Raw genomic sequence first — 23,383 nt, forward strand, 5'->3', positions numbered from 1 at the left:
TACGTCGATCGGCCACTATTGAGGCTGGCACAAAAGGCGCGCCGGGGCGCCGCACCGAACCGCCCGGCATCGACGAAAGGGAGCTCATGAACATCGACGTTATCACGGTCGGTTCCGCCATAGCGTCCAACCCGGTCCTGGGGCTCATCATCTTGCTGTGCATGGGGGCGACCATCGTCAACGGGGCAACCGACGCCCCCAACGCCATCGCGACCGTCGTCGGCACGCGGGCCATGCGCCCCACGCCCGCCATCATCATGGCGGCGGTATTCAACTTCATCGGGCTGTTTGCCATCACCATGGTGTCAACGGCCGTGGCGCACACCATCTTCGGCATGGTCGATTTCGGAGGGGACAACCGCGAGGCCCTCATCGCGCTGGCCGCCGCAATGGTGGCGATCATCGTCTGGGGCGCAGCGGCCTGGGCCTTCGGCATCCCCACCAGCCAAAGCCACTCGCTCATCGCGGGCATCACCGGAGCGGCCATCGCGCTGCAAGGCGGGCTGGGCGGCGTGAACGGGGCCGAGTGGGTGAAGGTCATCTACGGTCTGGGGATCTCCACCGTGCTGGGCCTCGTCACCGGATGGCTGTTCACCCGGCTCATCAAGATCGTCTGCGCCGACGTCCCCCGCCCCCGGGCCGAGCGCTTCTTCAAGTGGGCGCAGATCGTGTCGGGCGCGGGCGTCGCGCTTCTGCACGGTGCCCAGGACGGCCAGAAGTTCCTGTCCCTCAGCATGCTCGCCATCATGCTGGGCGTCTACGGGTCCGCCGACATGAGCGCGGGCTTCCCCCTATGGCTCGTGCTGCTGGTGTCGGCCGTGATGAGCCTGGGAACGGCCGTGGGCGGGCGCAAGATCATCAAATCGGTGGGCATGAGCATGGTCAAGATGGAGCAGTACCAGGGGTTCGCCGCCTGCCTGTCGGCCTGCTTCTGCATCGGACTGGCCACGTTCACCGGCATGCCGGTGTCCACCACGCACACCAAGACCACCGCCATCATGGGCGTCGGCGCCGAGAAGCGCCTGCGCGCGGTGAAGTGGAACCTCGCGGGATCGATGGTGCTCACCTGGGTTCTGACGTTTCCCGGATGCGGCCTTCTGGCCTACGCGTTCACCTATCTGTTCCTGCTTTTGATGTAGGGACGATCCGGTCTTTCGGGATGCTCACCGTGAACGTGGCGCCGCCTCCCGGCGTCTCGCTCACCTCGATCGACCCGTCGTGCAGCTCCACCACGTGCTTGACGATGGCCAGGCCCAGCCCCGTTCCGCCCGTCTCCTTGCTGCGGCTCTTGTCGATGCGGTAGAACCGCTCGAACACGGCTTCGCGCAGCTCAGGCGGGATCCCGGGGCCGCGGTCGATCACCGCCAGCCCGACCGAGTCCTCGCCGCTGGAAATCACGGCGTCGATCCGCGAGTCGCAGGGCGCGTACCTTATCGCGTTGTCCAGCAGGTTGTACACCATCTGCTCGAGCAGCATCCTGCTGCCCAGCACCTCGCACAGAGACGCGCTGTCGGTCGAAACGCGCACCGTGATCCCCTTCGGGGACGCGATCGCGATGAGGCGGGTCTTCACCACCTCGGTAAGCGCATACAGGTTCACCGGCGCCATCTGCCGGTCGAGCGTCGGTTCGTCGAGCCGGGAAAGCGTCAGCACGTCGTCGATGAGCGCGCGCATGTTCTGAGCCTCGCTGTGGATGATCCCCCCGAACCGCTCCTGGTCCGATGCGGACACCAGCCCGTTTTTCATCAGCTCTGCGTACCCGCTTATCACCTGGAGCGGCGTCTTCATCTCGTGGCTCACGTTGGCCGAGAATTCGCGGCGCATGTTGGCGGCCGACTCGAGCTCCTCGTTCTGAGAGCGCAGAAGGGCGCGCTGCTCGTCCATGCGCACCAGCAGGGGCCGCAGTTCGGGATACACCCGGTTGCTGAGGGGCGATTCCACGTCGAGCGAGGCGATGGGCTCGACGATGCGGCGCGAAAGGACCTGTGAGAACGCGAGCATGATCAGCATCATGAGCGCCAGGGCCGCGGCCAGGGGAAGGGTCGCCCCCTGGACGAGCGAGGCCAGCGATTGGCGGGTCTGGCCGAGGCGCACGAAGCTGCCGTCGCTCAGCTGGGCCGCGGCGTAGAGCGTGTCGGTGTTCAGCGTCTCGGAATGCCTGAGCACCACGGCATCGGGGCCGTTTTGCGCCTGCTCGATCTCGGGGCGGGTCTTGTGGTTGGAAAGCGCCGCGTCGGGCGCCTGGGAGTCGAAGACGACGTTTCCCTCGGCATCGATGAGCGTGATGCGGTCGGCGGCGAACTGGTCGGTCGCGATTTCCGCCCGCTCGCCTGCGGGCAGCGCCTCGAGCACCTGGGCCGCACGCGCCACCTCCTCGCGCAGGGCCCGCTCGGCCGTCCCCTCGTACACGTTGTAGGTGACCGCCGAGGCGACGAGGAAGAATATCAGGAGGGCGAGGGTCGTCACGATGGCGAGGCTCGCGAAGATGCGCCCCGCAAGCGTGTCGGAAAACACCCGGATGCGCGCGAAGCGCTTCATCGGCCCGCCTCGGAATCGAAGGAGTAGCCCACGCCGCGCACGGTGCGGATAAGGGATTCGGCCCCGGGATGCGCTTCGGACAGCTTGCGGCGCAGCGTCTGCACGTGCACATCGACCGTCCTGGTCTCGCCCACGAACGTGATATCCCACACCAGCTCGAGCAGAACCTCGCGCGTAAGCACCGTTCCGGCATGCTCCATGAGGGTTTTCAGCAGGTCGAACTCTTTCACCGTCAGATCCAGATGGGCATCGCCCACCGATACCTTGCGCGCCTGCGGGGAAAGCGCCACCGGGCCGCACTTCACCTCGGGCTCCCCTGAGGAAGCCACCGTCGGGGCGGCGGCGCGCCTGATGAGCGCCTTGCACCGACTGACCAGCTCCATCATCCCGAAGGGCTTCACCAGGTAGTCGTCAGCGCCCGCATCGAGCCCGATCACCTTGTCGTACTCGGTTCCCTTCGCCGTCAGCATCATCACGGGGATGTAGGCGGTCCCTTCGTGGGACCTCAGGCGCCTTAGGATGTCCAGCCCGCTCTCGCCCGGAAGCATGATGTCGAGCATGACCAGCTCGGGCTTGGCCCGACCCAGCGCCTCCCAGAAGGCATCGGCCTCCGAGAAGCCGCGCACCTCCAGACCCGCCTGTCGCAAAGCGTACAGCGCGAGCTCGCGGATATTGGTATCGTCTTCAACGTAGTAGATCACGGCGAGAACCCATCATTCTGCTCGAAGGACGTCGAGAGTAGAAGATACCACGGACGGCCGCGCCAGAGGCGCTTAACGCGCCCGCGGCCAGTAGAACTTGCGGATCCCCTCGCGCCAGCGGCGCTTATCCCCTTCCAGCACGGCGACGCGGGCGGAGGGCGCGTCCACCACGACGCTCCCGGCGATCACGTCGCAGCCGAAATCGAACAGGGCGCCGCATGCCGGAGAGGTGGGGCCCACCATCACGGTGACGGCCGAAGCGGACAGGTCCAGAAGGCGCGGCGCCGTCTTGTTGATGAGCGTCGTTCCCGTGACGAACACGTAGTCCTGATGAGGCAGGACGTATTCGCATGCGGAATCGGGAGTGTCGAGCTCGCTTGCGCACGTCCGCTCGAGGACGGTGAGGTCGCAGCGGCCCTCGAGCGACTCGACGTTGGGGAAATGGCCGATGACGGCAACCTTCTTGCCCGCAACGGAATCGAGCAGCCCCGAGAAGGGGTTGGCGCTCGCGCGGTCCGCTCCGCGCGCGCCGGCCACGTCGGCGCCGAGGCGCTCGAGGCGCTCGGCCGAGGTGTGCCAGGCGTTTATGGCCGCGAAGGCGAACGAGGCCTCCTCGTAGTTCCACGACCGCGAAAGCTCGGCAAGCGAGCGCAGGTCGAGCGAGCGGATGTCGGCGCGCATCGGGCCCGCCGCGCCGTAGGTCACGCGATGGGCGATCCCCATCCCGCACTCCGCGTCGACGAAGCACCAGTTCCCGCCGCTTCCCAGCTCGCGAACCGCGATTCCCTCCGGGATGTCTGCGACAAGGCGATCATAGAGCTCCCACGGATCGTTCCGCATCGTTTCCGCCCTTCCTTCCCCGCTCGTCCCGCGATCGCACCGCCCGCCGGATGCACGCGGCCCGAGCCTCGAAAACCGAACCGTACCCGGCTACCGCGCGCCCGGGCCTTCTCCCGCGGCCCCGCCCCGCTTCAGAAACCGCAGGCCGTCGGTGGCCACGTACACGATCATACCCGCCGCCAAAAGGAACGGGTAGAACAGAAACGGGATGATGGACACCGACGAGACGCCCGCGAGGGCCGCCGCGATGAGCAGCTGCGCACCGTAGGGGATGATGCCCTGGCCGATGCACGACCACGTGTCCAGAAGCGACGCGGCCTCGCGCGGGGAGACGCCGTACTCCTCGCTTATCTGCTTGGTTACCGAGCCGGACATGACGATGGCGACCGTGTTGTTCGCCGCCGCCACGTCGAGCAGCAGCACCAACAGCCCGATGCCCGCCATGCCGCCGCGGCGGCCTTTGAAATGCCCCTTGATGAAGCGCAGGATGGCGGCGAACCCGCCGTGCTGGCGCATGAGGGCCCCGATGGCGGCGACCAGGATGGTGACGATCATGGTCTCGAACATGCCGGTCGCGCCCGTCCCCATCGCCGTGAAGGCCGTGATGAACGACAGGGTCTGCGCCCAAGCGCCCGCAAGCGTCATGAGCACGATGCCGATCGTCAGGACCAGAAGGACGTTCATGCCCGTCATGGCCAGCACCAAAACCGCGAAATACGGGAGGGCCAGCACGACGTTGAACTCGTAGGTCCCGACAGAGGCCGGGGACGACGATGCGCTCACCAGCGCGATCACCAAAAGCGTCGCGAGCGCCGCCGGGATGGCGATCTTGGCGTTCTCGTAGAACTTGTCCTTCATCGCGGCTCCCTGGGTCTTCGTCGCCGCGATGGTGGTGTCCGAAATGAACGAGAGGTTGTCGCCGAACATCGCGCCGCCCACGACGCTGGCCACGCAGAACGCGAGGTTCAGGTCGGCATTGGCCGCCGTGGCAACCGCGATGGGAGTGAGCACCGACACCGTTCCGGTGCTGGTTCCCATGGCAAGCGAGATGACGGCCGCTATGAAGAACAGCCCGGGCACCGCGAAGTTCCCGGGGATCACCGACAGCATCATGTTCGCGGTGCTCTGCGCTCCCCCCGCCTGGCTGGCAAGGCCGCTGAACACGCCTGCAAACAGGAAGATGAAGAGCATGATGACGATGTTCTCGTCGCCGATGCCGCGCGCGCAGCAGCGGATCTTCTCGTCGAAGCTCAGGCCGCGATTCTGAACGAGGGCCACGCCCAGGGCGATCATGAAGGCCACCACCACCGAGATGATGTAGAAGCCCATCTGGCCCTCGATGGGGCTGATGTACTCGAAGTACACGCCCGTCCCCAGGTACAGGACGAGAAACACCGCGATGGGAAGCAAAGCGGCGGGGTTGGGTTCGATGCGGGCGCCTTCCTCCAAGCGGACCTTGGCCTGCTCGACGGCAGCCGAGGCCGCAGCGCTCTCAGCCTGGCCGGATTCGCGTTTCTCGTTCATGTCAGCCTTTCGTTCTCGACAGCAACCATCGGATTATCTCATAACGCGCAGGCCGGGCGAGCACGGATGCCGGGGCGATCGGCGCGATCGGGCGTCGAAGCGACGCGACCGAGCGATCAGGCGCTCAGCTCGCCGGCGATGGAGCGGCCCATCCACGCCATCAGATCGCGCCCGCGCAGCCCCTGGGAGAGCAGAAACGCCGTTTTCGCGTAGGCGGCCTCGAACGTCATGTCGCGCGCGCCTACCGAGCCATCGGGCGGAAACGCCGTTCCCGCTTCGTAGCGTCCCAAGGCGACGGAGGCCTGGGCGCACTGCGAGCACACGACGATGGGCACGCCGCGGGCGGCGAGGCCCTCGAACAGCTCGGGGAAACCCGGCTCGTCGCAGGGCGCGTTGCCAATTCCGTAGGCGCGCACCAGGACCGCTTCGGGAAGCGGGGTCACGGCCGACTCGATCCGCGCCGTCGAAACGCCGGGGACGAGGTCGACGACCGCGATATCGCAGCGCCGGTACGCAAGCGGATCGGGCCATCCGCAAGCGCTCTCGCTGGCAGCCGACCACTCCCATGGGGCGCCCGCGCATGCCAAAGGCGCAGCGCACGGCGACTCGAACCCCTCGAAATCCCACGTGGACCGCTTGGTGACGCGGCATCCCCTGAACAGATGGCGGCCGAAGAAAAGCGACACGCCCGTCGCCCGGCCGCTGAAAACCGCCGTAAGCGCCCCGACCGTGTTGGAATAGGCGTCGGACCCCGCGCAGCGGGCAGGAAGCTGCGAGCCCGTGAATACGACGGGTTTGCTGAACGACGCCAGGGCGAAGCTTGCGGCGGACGACGCATAGGCCATGGTATCCGTCCCATGCAGCACGACGAAGCCGTCGGCCTCGTCGCGATGGCGCACGAGGTCGTCGACGAGCGCGCGCCACTGGTCCGGTCCGGCATTCGACGAATCGATAGGAGGATCGATCTGGGAAAACCCGATGGATGACCCTTCGAGGCCCGCAAGGGCGGCGACCTCCGAGAGCCAGGTGCGCATATCGGCGCCCGGAACGAGGCCCCGCTCTGATTCCACCATGCCGATCGTGCCGCCGGCATACGTTACATGGACGCGCATCGAACCTCCCGTTTCCGCAGATACCTAGCGTGAGACCACCCACGATGCACAGGGCGGCTTACCGAAGAATACCCGAAACGCCCCCTCCCTCAAAGCGGGGATCTCGAACGGGAGCGGCGCTCGGACGAGATCGCCTGAAACCGCGCCCCCGAAACGGCAAAACAGGTCCGCATCGAACCCGCTTGCCGCCCCGTTCCTCCTGAAAACGCGCTACACTGTTCTTTTGCGAACACACTCGAGCGCGATCGCGGGGAGCAATGGGAAACGTCGGGCGTCGCATGGGCGACAGGCAAACGGTCATGCTGGCAAGCATCTGGATCACAGTGATCTGGCTTGCGGCCGACATGTACCTGCCGGCGCTTCCCACCCTCGTCGCCGAGTTCAGCACCACCGAGGCCGTCATCAACTCGACCATGATGGCCAACACGATGAGCCTCGCGCTGGGTTCGCTCCTGGGCGGGCCCATCACCGACAAAGTGGGACGGCGCACGCCCCTGCTGGCCGCCGCCGTGCTCGTCATCGCCGCGAACGCCGCCTGCGCGTGCGCCACTTCTCCCGAGCAGCTCATCGCCCTGAGGATCTTCGCGGGATCGGGGGGCGGCCTCATCATCTCGACCGTCATGGCGGTTCTGCGCGATCGGTTCAACGCCGACAAGCTGGCTTCGGCCGTGACGATCTCCCAATCCTTCGCGGTGCTCGGCCCGCTCGTCGCCCCGTTCCTCGGTTCCCTCCTGCTCACCTTCGCATCATGGCGCGGCATCTACGTTCTGCTCGCGGTCCTGTCCGCCGCCTGCTTCGTCTGGACGCTCGCCCTGGAAGAAACGCTTCCGCCCGAGCAGCGCGCCGACACCAGCATCGCGGGTTCGCTGGGACTGGTGTTCGAAATCGCGCGCGACCGCTCGTTCATGCTGGCGCTGCTCGCGCTCTGCATGGCGCCGCTCACCTTCGGCACCTACCTTCTCACCTGCTCCTACGTGTACCTCCAATTCTTCGGCCTCGACTATGTCGGATACAGCATCTGCTATTTCATCGCCATCCTCATCGAGCTCGCGGCGCCCTTCATCTACGAGCGGCTCTCGAGGAAGGTGTCCCCCATGGCCATCATGATCGCCATCGGGGGGCTGCTTGCGCTCGCGGGCGGCCTCATCATCGCGATCGGAACCGCTTCGCCGGCGGCCTTCCTCTTCGGATGCGCCTTCTTCATCATCGCAAGCGGCATGGGCCGCGCCTTCGCCTACGTGGTCCTCATGGGCTCGCGGAAGCGCAACGCCGGGTCGGCTTCGGCCCTCATCACCTTCTCCATCAACCTGTTCGCCGGCTTCGGGGCCCCCATAGCCTCGATCCCCCTGTGGCCCAACCACGTCGTCGGCACCGGGGTTCCGTCGCTGTTCGCGGGCGTCATGCTGTTGGCCCTCACCTTCATCCTCGTCGGCCCGGTAGGATCGAAGATCCTCGACAAAATGCCGAAAGCGCACGGCGAATCGTCCTGATTTAAGCGATAATGGGCAGTCTGCGCCCCGATTTAGCAAGGAGTTCCCATGCCGCTTTCCCGACGCATCCTCATCGGCCTTGCCACCGTCGTGCTCGCCTTGTTGCTGGCACTCGCCGCCTACGTCGTATATCTCCAGGTCACCTATTACCGCATCGCCGATAACCAGACGATCGAGGTGGAGAACAACCCCTCCGAGACCCTGAAGGCGGACACGCCCTACACGGCGCTTTCCTACAACATCGGATTCGGTGCCTACACGCCCGACTACACCTTCTTCATGGACGAAGGCGTGATGGCCGACGGCACCGCGACCAAAGGGCAGCACGGACGCGCCGTGAGCGAGCAGAGCGTGAAGAGCTGCACGGCAGGCGACATCGACCTGGTTGAAAAGCTGAATCCCGACTTCGCGCTGCTCCAGGAAGTGGACACCGATTCCGACCGCAGCTTCCATGTGAATCAAAAGGCCCTGTTCGAACAGGCATTCCCCGGCTACGGGTCGGTCTGGTCGTCGAACTTCCACAGCGCGTTTCTGGCCTACCCGTTCAACGAGCCCCACGGAACGGTGAACGCCGGGCTGCTCACCCTGGCAAACACCCAGATCGCCAGCGCGCAGCGACGCAGCTACCCCATCGACGAGTCGTTCCCCACCAAGTTCTTCGACCTCGACCGCTGCTTCCAGGTGATGCGGATCCCCGTCGACAACGGCAAGAAGCTCGTCCTCGTCAACAGCCACATGTCCGCCTACGACAAGAGCGGGCTGGTGCGCGCCCGCCAGCTCGACTTGCTGAAATCGATGCTGGAACAGGAAGCCGCCGCCGGCAACTACGTCGTATGCGGGGGCGACTGGAACCACGCGCTTGCCGGAAGCGCCGGGCTCTACCCGTCCCAGCAGCAGGTCCCCTCATGGATAGCGGTTCTGGGCGACGAGGACCTGCCCGCGGGCTTCTCGGTGGTCAAGCCGGACAACCTCGCCGAGGTCGCCACCTGCCGCGGCTGCGACATCCCCTACGAGAAGGGCGTCACCTACACCGCCACGGTGGACGGGTTCATCGTCTCGGACAACGTTCGCGCGAGCGCCGAGAACATCGACAACGGGTTCTCCTTCAGCGATCACAACCCCGTGAAGCTCACGTTCGAGCTTTCCTAAAGGAGCACCATGACGCGCACCGCCCGATCGCGCAAGCACGGCAACTTCGATCTGGAAAAGCGCCTCGCGGCCGCCGAAGCGTGGATCGTGCGCGATCCCGAGGCCCTCAAAGGCGCCTGGCGCACGTCCGCCGCGGCGGGTTGCGGCCCCTTTGCGCGCATCTGCGTGGATTTGGGATGCGGCAAGGGCTCGTTCATCGCAGGGTGCGCCCCTTTCCATCCCGACACCCTGTTCGTCGGCATCGATGCGGAGCCGGTGTGCTCGATGCACGGCGCCGAGCTCGCACGCGACACCGACCTGCGCAACGCCCTGTTCCCCCTCGAACGCGACCCCCGGCTCGGTCGGATATTCGCCGCGGGCGAGGTGGCCGAGATCGCCATGAACTTCCCCACGCCCTTTCCGCAGAAGAAGAAGGCCCCCTTCAGGCTTACGCACTATCGCAGGCTGATGGAGTACCGCACCGTGCTGGAAGGCGGTGGGAGCATCCTGCTGCGAACCGACAGCCGCCCGCTGTTCGACTACAGCCTCACGCAGTTCGAGGATGCCGGCTATACCGTGAGCTGGACCTCGCTCGATCACCGCAGCCCGATCGCCGGTCTGCCCGCAACCGAGTACGAGCGCAAGCTCACCGCCAAAGGGGCCCGCGTCCTCGCGCTCAGGGCAACGCCCGATCGCACGCCCATCGACAAGACCCAAGCCGCTACGCGCTGCGACGTCAGCCTGTTCGATTTCCTTCCCGATAACCTCGACGACCTCGACTACATCCCGCACGGGATGGAAAACGCGATCGAGAACATGAGGAACCGGGCTGCTCGGCAGCGCTTTCGAACCGCACCGCGCCCTTGAAACGAAAAGCGGCCCCGCAAGATCGAGTCCCGCGGGGTCGCGATGCGCGAAGCGATCGGCAAAACGGAGGCGACAGGGGCCCTATCCGTTCGAAGGCTCCCTATCCTCGGAAACCAACGCACCTGTCACCTGCATGTTCTCGGGCAGCACGTTGGCCATGACGAGGGCCACCACGAACGCCAAGGCGACGCTGTTGCCCACGAACACGGTCTGCACGATCTCGGGGAACGAGGCGAAGATGCCGCCCACCTGCGTGAACCCGATGCCGATGGCAAGCGAGGTGGCCGCGATGGTGATGTTGCGCTGCGTGAAGCCGGCGTTGGCGATCATCTGGAACCCGGCCACGATGATCGACCCGAACATCATGATGGTGCAGCCGCCCAGAACCGCATCGGGCAGGCTGCTGAAAACCGCGCTGATGGCCGGAACGAAACCCGCGAGCAGCAGCACGCCCGCGCCGCACGCCAGGGCGCGGCGGTTCACCACGTGTGTCATCGCGATAAGGCCGATGTTCTGGGCGAACGAGGTCAGCGGCGTGCATCCGAACGCGCCGGCGATCGCAGACGTGAACCCGTCGGCCGCGATGGAGCCCTGGTACTCGCGCTCCGCAGGTTCGCGGTTGAAGCCGACCGAGGTGACGGCGGCCGTATCGCCGATGGTTTCAGCGGCGCTCACCAGGTACAGCAGCACGAGCGACACGATGGCCCCGATGTTGAACTCGGGTGCGAAGGGCATGATGTGCGGAAGCGAGACGATGCCGATCCCGTTGAAGGCCGAGAAATCGACCTGACCCGTGAACAAGGCGACGATATAGCCTACGAACAGGCCGAACAGAACGGAGAGCTGCTTGAGCGAACCGCGCGCGAGGGCTTGGAAGGCCAGGCAGGACACAAGCGACAGCGTTCCCAGCGCGAGGTTTGCCGGGGACCCCAGATCGGGCGCTCCCGAACCCCCGGCGAACGACGTCGCCCCCACCGACAGGAGCGAGAAGCCGATGGACGTGACCACGACGCCGGACACGACCGGCTTGATGAACCGCCGCCAGTATTTGGCGAACAGGCCGAGGATGCCCTCGACGATGCCGCCGGCGATGACGGCGCCCACCACGGTGGGATACCCGTACGTTGCTGCGATACCGCAGATCACCGTGACGAACGTGAAGCTGACGCCCATGACGATGGGAAGCTTGCCCCCCACGCGCCACGGCCCGTAGAGCTGGACGAGCGTTCCGATGGCCGCAACGATCATCGCGTTTTGCACGAGCATGGCCGTCTGGGCGGGATCGAGCCCGGCGGCACCGCACACGATCGCGATGGGCGCGAGGTTCGCCACGAACATCGCGAGAACATGCTGCAAACCGTATGGAAGGGCCCGGGCGATGGAGATGTTTCCCCTGAACTTCCCCAGCTCGGCGGCAACGGCTGCCTCGGCGGCTTTCGAATCTGACGGCACGGTCATCCTTTCTCCCTGCATGGTTGGACAACGCCGCCGGCCCTTGTCGGCGCGAACGGCGCACTTGCTGAAAACCGGCTACCGAAACGAGATCTCCCCCGTTTGGTCGTCCATGCTCTCGATGATGGCGAGGGAATCGACGCGCAGCCCCCGGGCCCGAAGCTCGGCTCCGCCTTGCTGGAAGCCCTTCTCGATGGCGATGCCGATGCCGACGACCTCCGCACCCGCCTGCTCGCATATCTCGACGAGCCCGTCCATGGCGCAGCCGTTGGCCAGAAAGTCGTCGATGATGAGGACGCGGTCGGTCTTTCCGATGTACTTCTTCGAAACGATGACGTCGTAATCGCGCTGATGGGTGTACGAATGGATCTTCGAGGTGTACACCGATCCGTCCAGATTGATGGAGTGCGCCTTCTTGGCGAACACGACGGGCAGGCCGAACTCGGCCGCCACGACCGCGGCGATGCCGATCCCGGAGGCCTCGATGGTCATGATCTTGTTGATGTCGGCGTCGGCGAAGCGGCGCTTCCACTCCCGCGCCATTTCCTGGAACAAAGCGACGTCCATCTGATGGTTGAGAAACGAGTCGACCTTCAGCACCTTGCCCGGCTTCACAACCCCGTCTTCGATGATGCGCTTCTTCAAAAGCTCCATGATCGCCCCCTGCGACAACGAGAAACGCAGCGTTCGGCTGCGTTTTGGCTACGTTATGTGAATTTCCCTATTCTGCCATATCATGAAGCCGAGCGGGACGGAACTTCGCATCGATCGCCAAGGTATCGAAAAACGCATCGAACCCCACGGGTTAGCCGTCGCACCGAGCAGAAGCGCCCGCGCTGCGCTAGAATCATGCGGCAAGTATCTGACGAGAAAGGTTGTCGATGAGCGAAAAGCGCCGCCGCACGTTTTCCGAAGCGCTGAGCAGCGTTCCGTTCTCGCCCTATCTCCACGGCCTTCCCGAGATCCTCTTGTACCAGGCCCTCACCAAGACCGCGCTGGCCGTGTGCATCTTCGCGCTGAAGCACGCGGCCGCAGCCATCCTCTGGGCCGCAGACAAACCCGCCATCACCAGCAGCGACATCCCCTTTTTGCTCAGAACGTGGCAAGGGTGGCTCATCTTGTGCATCGGGACGCTCGCGCTGTTCGCCTACGCGGCCTTCGACGTGAACGCCATGATCATCATGAGCCGCAATATCCTGCATCAGCAGGGCAAGCGCATAACCTCGGTCATCGCCGAAGGGGTTTCGACCCTTCCCCGCCTGCTTTCCCCGGTCGGGTTCCTCGCGGTGGCCTACCTCGCCTTCATCGCGCCGCTTGCTTTCAGGGAGCTGGGCATCAGCCTGTCGTTTTCCCTTGTGGTCCCCGATTTCATCATGTCGGTGGTCCTCGCCGATCCCGCGACTGCGGCGCTGTGGCGCGCCTTCCAGGCCCTCACCGTGTTCGTCAACGTCTCCTGCATACTCACCTTCCATTTCATCGTTTTGGGCGACCTCTCCCCCAAAGATGCGATCGTGCAGGCGTTTTCGCTGTTCAGAAGGGAATGGCGCTTCATTCTGAAACGCTATGCCGCCTTTCTGGCCAAAGCGGCCGGCGTCCTGGCGATCGTCGCTGCGCTGTGCGCCGCTCTTCCCCTCGCCGCACTCGAGCTGTCCGGCGCCGAGGGTTCGGCGCGCCACACGGCCCTCATCTTCACCCTCGCTTTGTCCCTCATCGGCTTCGGCGGGTTCCTGGCCGTGTTCGGTCCGCTGCAATTCGTATGCCTGACCTCGATATACGAAGCCCTCGTCGATCCGAGCGAAGCGCCCCGGCTCCCGCGGGCGAAGCGCGGGGTCTTCTTCGGCTGCACAGCCGCCGCGGCGGTCGCGCTGTGCGCGGGCATTGCGGTTCTGGCCGCCCCGTCGTTTAACCAGCTGTTCCCCACGACGACCCCGGTCCAGGTGATAGCGCATCGCGGAGGGGGCTTCCTTTCTACCGAGAACACCGCCGAATCCATCGCAGCGGCGGCGCAGCATCGCGTTTACGCCTCGGAGATCGACGTGCAGCGCACGAAAGACGGGCGCTACGTCGTTCACCACGACAACACGTTCAAGCGGCTATGCGGCGTCGACCGGGCCGTTTCCGATATGACGCTCGACGAGATCAAGGGGCTGTCCGTGCGCGATCCGAACGATCCCGCTCGCTCGGTCCCCATAGCGACGCTCGAAGAGGCGCTCGAGGCGGCGAAGGGCCGCGTGCACCTCTACATCGAGCTGAAGGGGCCGACGGCCGATCGGGCCATGGCCGACGACGTGTACCGGGCGGTGAGGGACGCGGGCATGCTCGAGCAGTGCTCGATCATCGGATTGGACTACGACCTCATCGACTACGTGGAATCCGAGCATCCCGACGCGCAGACCCTCTACCTGTGCTTCTACGCGCTGGGCAACCTCGAGGACCTCAACGCCGACGGCATCGGGCTCGAAGCGGAAAGCGCGACGCCCGAAAACGTCGAGCGCATAAAGGAGGCGGGCAAGCGCGTCGATGTATGGACCTGCAACGAGCCCCGGACGCTTGCGCGGTTCCTCTTTAGCGAGGTCGACGGCGTCATAACCGACCGGATAGACTTGGCCGAAGAAACGCTCGATGCGGTCGCGAGCCAGTCCGATCTGGGGCGCGTCGCCTTCTTCGCCACGTCGAACCTCTAGGCGCGACCCCGGCGCCGCCGAGGCGCCCATGGCGCTTGCCGCCTGCGCGGACGCCTCGATCGGATCTAGTCCCGTTCGGGCTCGCGCGAACCCAGGTAGATGCCGAACAGCACCACGGCTCCGCCCACCACCTGCTGCAAGGAGACCGATTCTCCCAGCACGAGCGCGCCGAACACGACCCCCAGCACGGGTATGAGGTTCAGGAGGGACACCGCCGTGGCCGCCGATATGCCCTCGAGTCCCCAGTTGTACAGGATGTAAGCGGCAAACGAGCACCCGACGACGAGGAAGAGCAGCGCAAGGGCGCTGTCGGGCCCCAACTGCTGCGTCTGGTTCGCATCGACCAGCGCCAGCGGCACGAACAGAAGCGCTCCGAACACGCTCTGGACGGCGGAAAGGTCGAACGACGACACCTCGGCCGAAACCTTGCGCACGATGAAGTTGTAGAACGCCCAGGCGACGCCGGCCGCCATGAGGAAGACCACCCCGGCCAGCTCGTTTCTCCCCGGCTCGACGGGCCCGGAGGCCGACGCGACGATGACGGCCACGCCGATGAACGCGAGCGCCATGCCCGCGACCTGGACGACGGTCGGGCGCTTGCGGTAGACCAGGAACTCCAGAAACGCCGTGAGCGCGGGAAACGACGCCACGATAAGCGAGCAGTTCGTTGCGCTCGTGTACTTCACGCCGATGTTCTCGAAACCGAAATAGCAGGTGATACCCAAAAAGCCCGACAGGGCCACCAGCTTGAGCGTCTCGCGGTCGAACCCGAAGAGCTGGAAGAGCGCGCCTTGGCCCTCCACGGCCCCCTCGGACAAGCGCGGCGAGCCCTTCATCCGCGCGAAGGCGAACTTGAACAGCATGAACAATGCCGCAGCGCAGGCGAAGCGGACGAGCCCCGTCGTAAACGGCGCCATCGACTGATAGACGTACTTGGTGGCGACGAAAGAGGCGCTCCAGATGACCATCGACAACGCGGCCGCCAGGAAATGCGCCCGATACGACCTCACAGGCCCTCCCTCGAACGCAGGCCGGGCGCGAGGAGCACGCCGAGCGCTTCGGGCACCTCGTCCGGGGACATGCCGGCGTACCCGATGACGAGCGTGCTGCTGCCCTGGGTTCCGCGGCTCCAGTACGAATCGAGGAACCTCACCGCGCAACCCCGTTCCCGATGCGTTTCCCGCACCGTGCGCGCCAGATCGGACGGGAGGTCGAGGGTGAAGTGGAGGCCCGTCTGGCATCCTCGCACGCGCGAGGACAGCCCCATGCGCTCGAGCGTGGACAGCGCCGCCTCGAGGGTCGCCCGGTACTTGCGGCGCATGCGGGCCACGTGGCGCGCGAACTCGCCCGATCCGATGAACTCCGCGAGCACCAACTGCTCGAGGTTGGGTACGGAGTTGGAATGGAACCCCAGCTCGGCGGCGAAGCGCACCGCGAGGTGGGGCGGCAAGACCAGATACCCCGCCCTCACGCCCGGAGCGATGGTGCGGGAAAAGGTGTTCACGTAGATCACGCGCTCGGTCGCGTCGAGGGCCCGCATGGCCGAAACCGCGCGCCCCTCGTGCACGAACTCGGACTCGTAGTCGTCTTCCACGATATAGCGCCGCTCATCGGCAGCGGCCCATGCAAGCAGGTCGTAGCGCCTCTGCAGGCTGGTGACCAGACCGGTGGGAACCTGGTGCGAGGGCAGCACATGGATCATGCGGGCGCCGCTTCTTTCCAGCTCGCGCGGGATCATGCCCTCCTCGTCGATGCGCACGCGCACCGTCTCGATCCCCTCGAATCGGTAGATCTTCTCCAGGCGCCCGTACCCCGGGTCCTCCAAGGCCATGGATCCGTCGCGGCCCAGCAGGCGGGCTATGATGCTGTAGAGGGACTGGGCTCCGGCGCCAATGACCACCTGATCGGCCGACACCAGCATCCCACGATGCTCGCGCAGGTGCCCCGCGATGGCGCGGCGCACCTCGACCATGCCCTGGGCCGGAGCGGGCGCGAGCAGCCGCGCGTCGCTTCGGGACTCCAGCACGTTGCGCGTGATGGACAGCCATTGCTCGTAGGGAAACGACCCGGCAAGCGGGGTCGAACCGGTGAAGTCGTAGCGGGCCCTCACCCGCTTGCGGCCCGAGAACAAAGGCTCCACCGCAGCGGAAGGGATCCTATCGGCAGCGCGGCCCTCGTCGATCATCGAGCACCCGCGCGCTAGCCGACGACGGCTATGACTTCGACCTCGACCAGGGCGCCCTTGGGCAGACGCGCCACCTCGACCGCCGAGCGGCTGGGCAGGTGCGAGGGGAAGCTTTCGGCGTACACCTCGTTGAACGCGGCGAAGTCGTCCATGTTGTCGAGGAAGCAGGTGGTTTTCACCACCTGGTCGAACGAAGAGCCCGCAGCCTCGAGGATCGCGCGGACGTTCTTCATCACCTGGGCCGTCTGCGACCTGATGTCGGAACCGACGATCTCGCCGGTCTCGGGATCGAGGGGGATCTGGCCGCTGGCGAACAGAAAACCGCCCACCACGTTGCCCTGGACGTAGGGACCAATTGCGGCGGGAGCGTGAGGAGTGCTGACGATTTGCATGATGCGGACCTTTCGAGCGCGAATCAGGAGGATACTGGGAACCTGTTTGCTTTATCCTATACGCACGATAGTAGAGCTGAAAGGGATCCTGCATGTTGACGTTGGAAAAATTCGAAGAAGCTGCTGAAAAAGTCCGTCAGGTAACGCAGGAGACCAAGCTCATTTACAGCGCCTACTATTCGGAGGCGACGGGCAACCGCGTCTGGTTCAAGCCCGAGAACATGCAGCGCACGGGCGCCTACAAGGTGCGCGGGGCGTACTACAAGATCTCCACCCTGACCGACGAGGAGCGCTCCCGCGGCCTGATCACGGCAAGCGCGGGCAACCACGCGCAGGGCGTGGCCTACGCCGCCCAGAAGTTCGGCGTGAAGGCCACCATCGTGATGCCCACCACCACGCCGCTCATCAAGGTCGAGCGCACCAAGGCCTACGGGGCCGACGTCGTGCTGGCAGGCGGCGTGTACGACGAAGCGTGCGAGCACGCCTACCGGCTTGCCGACCAGCACGGCTACACCTTCATCCACCCCTTCAACGACCTCACCGTGGCCACCGGCCAGGGAACCATCGCCATGGAGATCGTCCAGGAGCTCCCCTTGGTCGAATACATCCTCGTGCCCATCGGCGGGGGCGGACTCGCCACCGGCGTGAGCGCGCTTGCCAAGCTGCTGAACCCCAACATCAAGGTGATCGGGGTCGAGCCGGCGGGTGCGGCCTGCATGAAGGCCTCGTTCGCCGCGGGCGAGGTGGTGAAGCTCGACCACGCCAACACCATCGCCGACGGCACCGCGGTGCTCGAACCGGGAGACAAGCTGTTCCCCCACCTGCGCGACAACCTCGACGACATCGTCACGGTCGAAGACGACGAGCTGATCGTCGCCTTCCTCGACATGGTGGAAAACCACAAGACCGTGGTCGAGAACTCGGGCCTGCTCACCGTGGCGGCGCTGTCGCACCTCGGTGTGAGGGACAAGAAGGTCGTGAGCATCCTGTCGGGCGGAAACATGGACGTCATCACCATGTCGTCGGTCGTGCAGCGCGGCCTCATCATGCGCGACCGCATCTTCACCGTCTCGGTGCTTCTGCCCGACCGCCCCGGCGAGCTGGTCCGCGTGGCCGAAACCGTCGCGAACAGCAACGGCAACGTCATCCGCCTCGACCACAACCAGTTCGTGTGCGCGAACCGCAACGCCGCCGTGGAGCTGCGCCTTACCATCGAGGCGTTCGGCCACGACCACAAGTACCAGATCGTCCAAGCGCTCAAAGACGCCGGACTGGAAACCGAGATCATCCAAACCCAGCTGTAGCGCCGCACGAGGCGGCGTCGGTTTCGACGAAACCCCTAATCCCGGGAAAGCGCGAAGAAGAGGCGGCGGGCCTCGGCGCCGTACATCTTGGTGTAGCGGTACCATAGATAGAGGTACTCGCCCACAGGGTCGCCGCAGGCGTCTTTGTACAGCGCCCAGATGAACCAGTAGAAGCTCGCGATCGCCGTGTAGGCGATGCAATGGAAGAGCTCCTCGTCGGTCGGGGGGCGCCTGAAGTACTGCTCGATCACCTCGCGCGCCCGGTCGAGCGAATAGTCGCTGCAGCAGATGAAGGTGCCCAGGTCGCTGGCGTAGTCGGACATGCCGGAGTACTCCCAGTCGATAAGGTCCATCCCGCCGTCGTACACGAGGAAGTTCGGCGAGTACGAATCGTTGTGGCACAGGCAGCGGCGGGCTCCGATGGCTCGGGCGCGCTCGGCGACCCAATCCATCATGTCCGCGATCTCCCGGTAATCCTTGAACATCAGGCGCCTCTGGGCGTCCAGCAGCCCCGTGGTCTCCTTGGTCTTCTGGTAGACGTCGAAGTCGAAGCCGGAATCGCCCTCGTAGGAATGGAGGGTGTTCAGCATCGCAAGCGCTTGCGCGACCTGATCCGGGTCGCCGTAGTCGAGCTCGGCGCACTCATTCAGGTAGCGGGAGATCTTCCAGCCCTCGTCCTCGTCCTCGTGCAGATAGGTCGAATCGAGTCCGAGCGAGCTCGCAACGCGCTGCGAGAACGTCTCGCTCTTCCTATTGACGAGGTCTTCGGTTCCGGCGCCCGGATGACGGTACACGTAGGCCCTTTCGGCAACCGCGAAGCGAAACGACAGGTTGGTAAGCCCCTGCTTGATGGGGACGATGTCGCGAATATCCTGCTTGGCGCAGCCAAGCACCGCGCAGATGTTGTCCATGATCCGAGAATCGATGTTGTCGATGAACGCCGAATCGAACGCGCGCAGTTCATCGAGGGAATCGAATTCCCAGATCTCGCCCGGCTCGTAGCAGCGCATCACCATGTCGAGCCTATCGACGTTGTCCAGGTAGACGTCCTCCCAGAGCTTTCCGATCGTCGTATGGTGGTCGTAAACGGCGTTAAGCTCCCTTAGGAAGCCCTCGCAAAATGCACGGTCCCAGTACGTATGCCCCATCATCACCCACGCGTCGCGCCCTCCGACGGTGGCGCCCGTGATGCGCCGATCGGCGCCCTCCGTCTCCAGGCAGTACTCGTCGGTCTCCCCTTCCACGTACAGGGCCGAGTAGTACGAACGGTAGACGTAGCGGTCGAACGGGTTCGCCGTGAAATAGTCGTCCGACGAGCACACGTAGGTGTTGCCCAGGATCGACTCCACGCATTTAACGGTCGAATGGTTGTTGCGGGACGCATACTCGTTGTTCACGACGATCGATACGCCGAATTCGTCGCCCAGGTAGAAGAACTTCTCCTTCATGTACCCGACGACGACCGTGATGTCGTCGATCCCCGCTTCTTTGAGCTGGCGGATCTGGCGCTCGATGAGCACCTCGCCCTTCACGCGCAGCAGGCCCTTGGGCGTTTCGTAGGACAGGGGCACGAAGCGGGACGACAGCCCGGCCGCCATGATGACCGCATTGCGCACCCTGTAGGGATCGAGCAGCCGAAGGCCCTTGGGGTTCACCTCGTTCGCCTCGCTCAGGCAGCCGTCGAGGCGCAGGCGCTCCACCGACGAATCAACCGAATCGAGCGAAAGACCCGTCGCCTCGGAAATGAACCGGCGCGTCGAACCCGGATGGCCGACGCAGCAGTTCAGAATGGAGAAATCGGACGAATTGAGCATACCTGATCCCGTTCACCTCAAAAACGACGGCGCGCCCCGCGAAAGACAGCGTCGTTTCGCAGGGCGCCTGAACAAACGCGGCCCCGACCCGAAAAGCTAGACTATCTCGAGGTCGCTGCGGTCGCGCAGAAGCAGCGCGCGGATCGAGGAGACGCGCGAAAGGGCGTAGTACAGACCCGCCGCGAACACGGCCGTGAAGCCCGAGCCCGTGAGGAAGCAGAACAGGGGGCTTTGGATGCTGCCGGTGATCGGGTTGTACACGAACACGAGGGCGACGACGAGGGTCGCGAGGATCGTCGAGACGCCCACCCAGTTCACTCCCCCCTTGAACCGGTAGCAATCATGCCCCTCGCGGTAGTACAGCCCCTTGATCGACAGCTTGCGGCGGCGCAGCACGATGAGGTCGACGAACATGATGCCGATGATGGGGCCTTGGATGTAGGCCGCTATGGAGATGAACTGGCCGAAATTCGCCGTGACCTCCCCGGTGAACGCGAGGACGGACACGTAGACCGCCGAAAGCGCCACCAAAACGCGATAGTCGATCTTGGGCCAGGCGGCCTTGAGCACCAAGACGTTGACGTAGGACCCGACGGCCTGGGTCCCGATGTTGGCGAACGCGACCAGCATCAGCGACAGAAGCGCGACCTGCGGACCCAGAAGCGCCAGCATGACCGTGGGGTCGCTTTCCAGCGTCCCTGAGACCAGGAACATGACGATGGCCATCACGCCCCCGATGAACACGAAAAGCGGCGCGATGAAGCCGTAGGCCGCAACGGTGCCCCAGTACCCGCCGCGCTCGGTGCGGCACAGGCGCGGAAGGACCATGGCCTGGGTCGACCAGCTGAACGAGAACGCCACCATGCCCTCGGCCGCGAGCGCATAGGCCTCGAGGCCGTTTCCGCCGAGTTCGGAGAGGTCGGGGCGGTACGCGACGATATCGCCGAGGGGAGCCATCGTGAAGCACAGGACCAAGACGATGACGCCGATGGCCAGAAGGACGGTGACGAGGATGCGCGAGGTCCACTTGATGACGCCGGGACCCCCGATGGCGATGAGCGAGCCTCCCAGAACGCTCACGATGCTGAGCACGCTGACCGCCTCGGGGGCAACCGGCACCCCGAAGCCCGCCGCGATCTGGGCGATGGACGACCCGAACATGTTGGCGGCGACCGCATACCAAAACCAGTTCCCCAAAATGACGGCCGTGGCGAACACCCTCACCCCGCGCTCGCCCAGAACGGCGCGCAGGTACACCCACAGGTCGATCCCGTAGCGCACCGACAGCACGACGGGCAGGCACTCCACGATGAGGAAGATGCCGCCGACGGCGAAGGTGACCAGCAAAAGCTGGGGAAAGCTGAGAAGGGACGCAGAGAGCGCGCCTTGGGAATAGCACCAGGTGGCGATGGCGAAGCCGCCGGTGACCAGCAGCGTATCCCAAAAGCCGTACTGACGCTCGCTCTTCTTGACGGGAACCAAGCCGAAGATGGCCTCGGCGTTCACGCGCTGCGCGATGGAATGCTTCGACATGTCGCCCCCTAAAGGACCGCGCCGAGCGCCAAAAGGCACAGCGACACCGCGGGAACGACGACGATGAACGCCCAGTCCGCCTTTCCCAGCGCCTGCGGGAACTCGTAACCGGGCTCTTCCATGAGCGCGATGCGCTCGCCCACCTGAAGATCGAGCTCGCGCTCGAATCCGTTGTCCATAATCGCCCCCTTGCGTTTCACCGCACCGCGGAGAATCCGAGAGATGTTCAGTTGGGGTATCATAACTTAATAATTGAACAAATCAAACGGAATCCCCGAAAAGCAGATCCTTTCGATGCGAACGGCGGGCCTGCGCAGCGGGCTGGGCCAGACCGCCTGAAAGCCTCCCCGATCCGCATCCTGCGGGCGCGGGGAAACGGTCCGCTCGTGCCGATTACAAGGAGAGCCGCCCGCGGCGCGAAACTCCTATAAACTAGCACCCGGCACCCAACGACACCGCATGCGATCAACCGATGAAAGGGACTTATGCTTTCCGAACGCCTGCTCACCAAACTCATCAAGAACATGACCAAAAGCCATCTGGCGATGGTTCCCACCACCGAGACGCACCTCCCGCAGGCCGATCCCGCGCGCAAGTACATGCTGTACATGCACGTCCCCTTCTGCCAGGTGCTGTGCCCTTACTGCAGCTTCAACCGCTACCCGTACCGCGAAGAGGTCGCGCGGCCGTATTTCGAGAGCATGCGCAAAGAGATGCTCATGCTCAAAGACCTCGGTTACGACTTCGAGAGCATCTACGTCGGCGGCGGGACCCCCACCATCATGATCGACGAGCTGTGCGAAACGCTCGACCTGGCGCGCGAGACCTTCAGCATCAAGGAGGTGTCCTCCGAAACCAACCCCAACCATCTGATCCCCGAGTACCTGGAGAAGATGAAGGGCCGCGTCCAGCGCCTCTCGGTGGGCGTCCAGAGCTTCGATGACGAGCTGCTCAAACAGATGGACCGTTACAAGAAGTACGGAAGCGGCGCCGAGATCCTCGAGCGCATCGGCGAGGCGGCGCCCTACTTCGACTCCCTCAACGTGGACATGATCTTCAACTTCCCCTCGCAGACCGAAGACATCCTGTTCTCCGACCTCGAGAAGATCTCGCTGTGCGGCTGCCAGCAGACCACGTTCTCGCCCCTGTACATATCGAACGCGACCACCCAGAAGATGGTCGAGCGCCTGGGGGCTATGGACTACGACAAGGAATACCGCTTCTACCAGATCATCGACGGCGTGCTGACCGGGGGCGACGATCCTTTGTTCGAGCGCCGCACGCTGTGGACGTTCAACCGCAACAACGAGCTGGCCGAGCGCGAGCGCAGCCTGATGGTCGACGAGTACGCCGTCCAGTACGACGAGTACCCCGCCATCGGATCGGGCGCCATCACGCACCTTGACGGGACCCTGTACGTCAACACCTTCAGCCTCAGCGAGTACAGCTCCTGGATCGAGAGCGGCCGCATGTCGGTGAAGCAGAAGTGCCTGATGAGCAAAACCGACCTCATGCGCTATCAGTTCGTGCTGAACCTGTACAACCTGCGCCTCGACAAGAAGAAGTTCCAGCGCGTGTTCGGCACCACCGTCGAGAACGGCCTGCCGATGGAGATGGCGTTCATGCGCGCGCACCGCGCTTTTGCAACCGACGACGAGTCCGAGCTCACGCTCACGCCGAAGGGGCGCTACCTCACGCTGGTCATGTACCGCCAGTTCCTCAGCGGCCTGAACAACCTGCGCGACCAGGCGCGCGCTGCGCTCACCGGGGACGAGCGCGTTTTGCAGTTCGAAGATGCGGCCGGTGCCTAGGGAGGTCT

20 protein-coding genes are annotated in these 23,383 nt (G+C 64.8%); 7 read left to right on the forward strand and 13 right to left on the reverse strand.

Annotated features, from left to right (window positions below; genetic code table 11):
* Nucleotides 1–86: 86 nt before the first annotated feature.
* The gene (locus JI75_RS04805; protein WP_039689181.1) at nt 87–1,139 is read left to right on the forward strand and encodes an inorganic phosphate transporter; all 1,053 of its coding nucleotides are present in this window, start codon (nt 87–89) and stop codon (nt 1,137–1,139) included.
* Here JI75_RS04805 and JI75_RS04810 read toward each other — a convergent pair.
* The 5 genes from JI75_RS04810 to JI75_RS04830 all read right to left on the reverse strand — a co-directional run bounded on the left by JI75_RS04810 (nt 1,111) and on the right by JI75_RS04830 (nt 6,715).
* On the reverse strand, nt 1,111–2,538 hold the full coding sequence (locus JI75_RS04810) for a sensor histidine kinase (RefSeq protein ID WP_052241608.1): 1,428 nt from the start codon (nt 2,536–2,538) through the stop codon (nt 1,111–1,113). The two genes, JI75_RS04805 and JI75_RS04810, sit on opposite strands and share 29 nt — an antisense overlap.
* Nucleotides 2,535–3,239, reverse strand: a complete 705-nt coding sequence (locus tag JI75_RS04815) for a winged helix-turn-helix domain-containing protein (RefSeq protein WP_039689184.1) — start codon at nt 3,237–3,239, stop codon at nt 2,535–2,537. Before JI75_RS04815 ends, JI75_RS04810 begins: the two co-directional genes overlap by 4 nt.
* Nucleotides 3,240–3,311: 72 nt before the next feature.
* Nucleotides 3,312–4,079: a DUF364 domain-containing protein gene (locus JI75_RS04820; RefSeq protein ID WP_039689186.1), complete on the reverse strand. Its 768-nt coding sequence runs from the start codon at nt 4,077–4,079 to the stop codon at nt 3,312–3,314.
* Between the two features lie 90 nt (nt 4,080–4,169).
* Entirely contained in the window at nt 4,170–5,603 is a 1,434-nt protein-coding gene (locus JI75_RS04825) for a Na+/H+ antiporter NhaC family protein (RefSeq protein WP_082019758.1), read from the reverse strand.
* Nucleotides 5,604–5,719: 116 nt separating this feature from the next.
* Nucleotides 5,720–6,715 carry an asparaginase gene (locus JI75_RS04830; RefSeq protein WP_039689188.1) on the reverse strand — a complete coding sequence of 332 codons (996 nt, stop codon included), beginning with the start codon at nt 6,713–6,715 and terminating at the stop codon, nt 5,720–5,722.
* Between the two features lie 257 nt (nt 6,716–6,972).
* On the opposite strand from JI75_RS04830, the gene JI75_RS04835 reads away from it, so the two are divergent.
* The 3 genes from JI75_RS04835 to trmB are packed head-to-tail and all read left to right on the forward strand — an operon-like array spanning nt 6,973 to nt 10,200.
* The gene (locus JI75_RS04835) at nt 6,973–8,205 is read left to right on the forward strand and encodes an MFS transporter (protein ID WP_039689190.1); all 1,233 of its coding nucleotides are present in this window, start codon (nt 6,973–6,975) and stop codon (nt 8,203–8,205) included.
* A gap of 48 nt (nt 8,206–8,253) precedes the next feature.
* Entirely contained in the window at nt 8,254–9,354 is a 1,101-nt protein-coding gene (locus JI75_RS04840) for an endonuclease/exonuclease/phosphatase family protein (RefSeq protein WP_039689192.1), read from the forward strand.
* Between the two features lie 9 nt (nt 9,355–9,363).
* Nucleotides 9,364–10,200 (forward strand): tRNA (guanine(46)-N(7))-methyltransferase TrmB, encoded by an 837-nt coding sequence (gene trmB, locus JI75_RS04845; RefSeq protein ID WP_039689194.1) that lies wholly within the window; start codon nt 9,364–9,366, stop codon nt 10,198–10,200.
* Between the two features lie 81 nt (nt 10,201–10,281).
* Here the strand turns inward: trmB and JI75_RS04850 are convergent, their stop codons facing one another.
* Together JI75_RS04850 and JI75_RS04855 are read right to left on the reverse strand one after the other, a co-directional pair.
* Nucleotides 10,282–11,652, reverse strand: a complete 1,371-nt coding sequence (locus JI75_RS04850; RefSeq protein ID WP_240993131.1) for a uracil-xanthine permease family protein — start codon at nt 11,650–11,652, stop codon at nt 10,282–10,284.
* A 78-nt stretch (nt 11,653–11,730) separates the two neighbouring features.
* Nucleotides 11,731–12,306, reverse strand: a complete 576-nt coding sequence (locus JI75_RS04855; protein ID WP_039689196.1) for a xanthine phosphoribosyltransferase — start codon at nt 12,304–12,306, stop codon at nt 11,731–11,733.
* A 227-nt stretch (nt 12,307–12,533) separates the two neighbouring features.
* Between JI75_RS04855 and JI75_RS04860 the strand changes: the two genes are divergently transcribed.
* Nucleotides 12,534–14,336, forward strand: a complete 1,803-nt coding sequence (locus JI75_RS04860; protein WP_039689198.1) for a glycerophosphodiester phosphodiesterase family protein — start codon at nt 12,534–12,536, stop codon at nt 14,334–14,336.
* 65 nt (nt 14,337–14,401) lie between these two features.
* Here JI75_RS04860 and JI75_RS04865 read toward each other — a convergent pair whose 3' ends face one another.
* From JI75_RS04865 to JI75_RS04875, 3 genes are read right to left on the reverse strand one after another with little or no spacing between them, the layout of a single operon-like run.
* The gene (locus JI75_RS04865) at nt 14,402–15,346 is read right to left on the reverse strand and encodes a DMT family transporter (protein ID WP_052241610.1); all 945 of its coding nucleotides are present in this window, start codon (nt 15,344–15,346) and stop codon (nt 14,402–14,404) included.
* Nucleotides 15,343–16,521: a MocR-like pyridoxine biosynthesis transcription factor PdxR gene (pdxR, locus tag JI75_RS04870; RefSeq protein ID WP_052241611.1), complete on the reverse strand. Its 1,179-nt coding sequence runs from the start codon at nt 16,519–16,521 to the stop codon at nt 15,343–15,345. The genes JI75_RS04865 and pdxR overlap by 4 nt, the downstream gene beginning before the upstream one ends.
* 14 nt (nt 16,522–16,535) lie before the next feature.
* Nucleotides 16,536–16,913 carry a RidA family protein gene (locus JI75_RS04875; protein ID WP_039689200.1) on the reverse strand — a complete coding sequence of 126 codons (378 nt, stop codon included), beginning with the start codon at nt 16,911–16,913 and terminating at the stop codon, nt 16,536–16,538.
* 92 nt (nt 16,914–17,005) lie between these two features.
* On the opposite strand from JI75_RS04875, the gene ilvA reads away from it, so the two are divergent.
* Complete coding sequence (ilvA, locus tag JI75_RS04880; protein WP_039689202.1) at nt 17,006–18,217, forward strand: threonine ammonia-lyase; 1,212 nt, start codon at nt 17,006–17,008, stop codon at nt 18,215–18,217.
* 35 nt (nt 18,218–18,252) lie between these two features.
* On the opposite strand, the gene JI75_RS04885 is transcribed toward ilvA, so the two are convergent.
* The 3 genes from JI75_RS04885 to JI75_RS09165 form a co-directional block, all read right to left on the reverse strand.
* Entirely contained in the window at nt 18,253–20,031 is a 1,779-nt protein-coding gene (locus JI75_RS04885; RefSeq protein WP_039689204.1) for a phosphotransferase, read from the reverse strand.
* Nucleotides 20,032–20,127: 96 nt separating this feature from the next.
* Nucleotides 20,128–21,564, reverse strand: coding sequence for a cytosine permease (locus tag JI75_RS04890; protein ID WP_039689208.1), 1,437 nt, complete (start codon nt 21,562–21,564; stop codon nt 20,128–20,130).
* Between the two features lie 8 nt (nt 21,565–21,572).
* Nucleotides 21,573–21,743, reverse strand: a complete 171-nt coding sequence (locus JI75_RS09165) for a hypothetical protein (protein ID WP_158407622.1) — start codon at nt 21,741–21,743, stop codon at nt 21,573–21,575.
* Nucleotides 21,744–22,049: 306 nt separating this feature from the next.
* On the opposite strand from JI75_RS09165, the gene JI75_RS04895 reads away from it, so the two are divergent.
* Complete coding sequence (locus tag JI75_RS04895; protein ID WP_039689209.1) at nt 22,050–23,375, forward strand: coproporphyrinogen III oxidase family protein; 1,326 nt, start codon at nt 22,050–22,052, stop codon at nt 23,373–23,375.
* The last annotated feature ends 8 nt before the right edge of the window (nt 23,376–23,383 follow it).

The organism is Berryella intestinalis, from assembly GCF_000814825.1.
Lineage (GTDB): Bacteria > Actinomycetota > Coriobacteriia > Coriobacteriales > Eggerthellaceae > Berryella > Berryella intestinalis.

Bases quoted from the DNA above. Each gene is read 5' to 3' on its own strand.
- JI75_RS04810 (WP_052241608.1), bottom strand. From the start codon at position 2,538: ATGAAGCGCTTCGCGCGCATCCGGGTGTTTTCCGACACGCTTGCGGGG.
- JI75_RS04895 (WP_039689209.1), top strand. From the start codon at position 22,050: ATGCTTTCCGAACGCCTGCTCACCAAACTCATCAAGAACATGACCAAA.
- JI75_RS09165 (WP_158407622.1), bottom strand. From the start codon at position 21,743: ATGGACAACGGATTCGAGCGCGAGCTCGATCTTCAGGTGGGCGAGCGC.
- JI75_RS04830 (WP_039689188.1), bottom strand. From the start codon at position 6,715: ATGCGCGTCCATGTAACGTATGCCGGCGGCACGATCGGCATGGTGGAA.
- pdxR (WP_052241611.1), bottom strand. From the start codon at position 16,521: ATGATCGACGAGGGCCGCGCTGCCGATAGGATCCCTTCCGCTGCGGTG.
- JI75_RS04840 (WP_039689192.1), top strand. From the start codon at position 8,254: ATGCCGCTTTCCCGACGCATCCTCATCGGCCTTGCCACCGTCGTGCTC.
- JI75_RS04820 (WP_039689186.1), bottom strand. From the start codon at position 4,079: ATGCGGAACGATCCGTGGGAGCTCTATGATCGCCTTGTCGCAGACATC.
- trmB (WP_039689194.1), top strand. From the start codon at position 9,364: ATGACGCGCACCGCCCGATCGCGCAAGCACGGCAACTTCGATCTGGAA.
- ilvA (WP_039689202.1), top strand. From the start codon at position 17,006: ATGTTGACGTTGGAAAAATTCGAAGAAGCTGCTGAAAAAGTCCGTCAG.
- JI75_RS04805 (WP_039689181.1), top strand. From the start codon at position 87: ATGAACATCGACGTTATCACGGTCGGTTCCGCCATAGCGTCCAACCCG.
- JI75_RS04885 (WP_039689204.1), bottom strand. From the start codon at position 20,031: ATGCTCAATTCGTCCGATTTCTCCATTCTGAACTGCTGCGTCGGCCAT.
- JI75_RS04890 (WP_039689208.1), bottom strand. From the start codon at position 21,564: ATGTCGAAGCATTCCATCGCGCAGCGCGTGAACGCCGAGGCCATCTTC.
- JI75_RS04855 (WP_039689196.1), bottom strand. From the start codon at position 12,306: ATGGAGCTTTTGAAGAAGCGCATCATCGAAGACGGGGTTGTGAAGCCG.
- JI75_RS04835 (WP_039689190.1), top strand. From the start codon at position 6,973: ATGGGAAACGTCGGGCGTCGCATGGGCGACAGGCAAACGGTCATGCTG.
- JI75_RS04825 (WP_082019758.1), bottom strand. From the start codon at position 5,603: ATGAACGAGAAACGCGAATCCGGCCAGGCTGAGAGCGCTGCGGCCTCG.
- JI75_RS04875 (WP_039689200.1), bottom strand. From the start codon at position 16,913: ATGCAAATCGTCAGCACTCCTCACGCTCCCGCCGCAATTGGTCCCTAC.
- JI75_RS04860 (WP_039689198.1), top strand. From the start codon at position 12,534: ATGAGCGAAAAGCGCCGCCGCACGTTTTCCGAAGCGCTGAGCAGCGTT.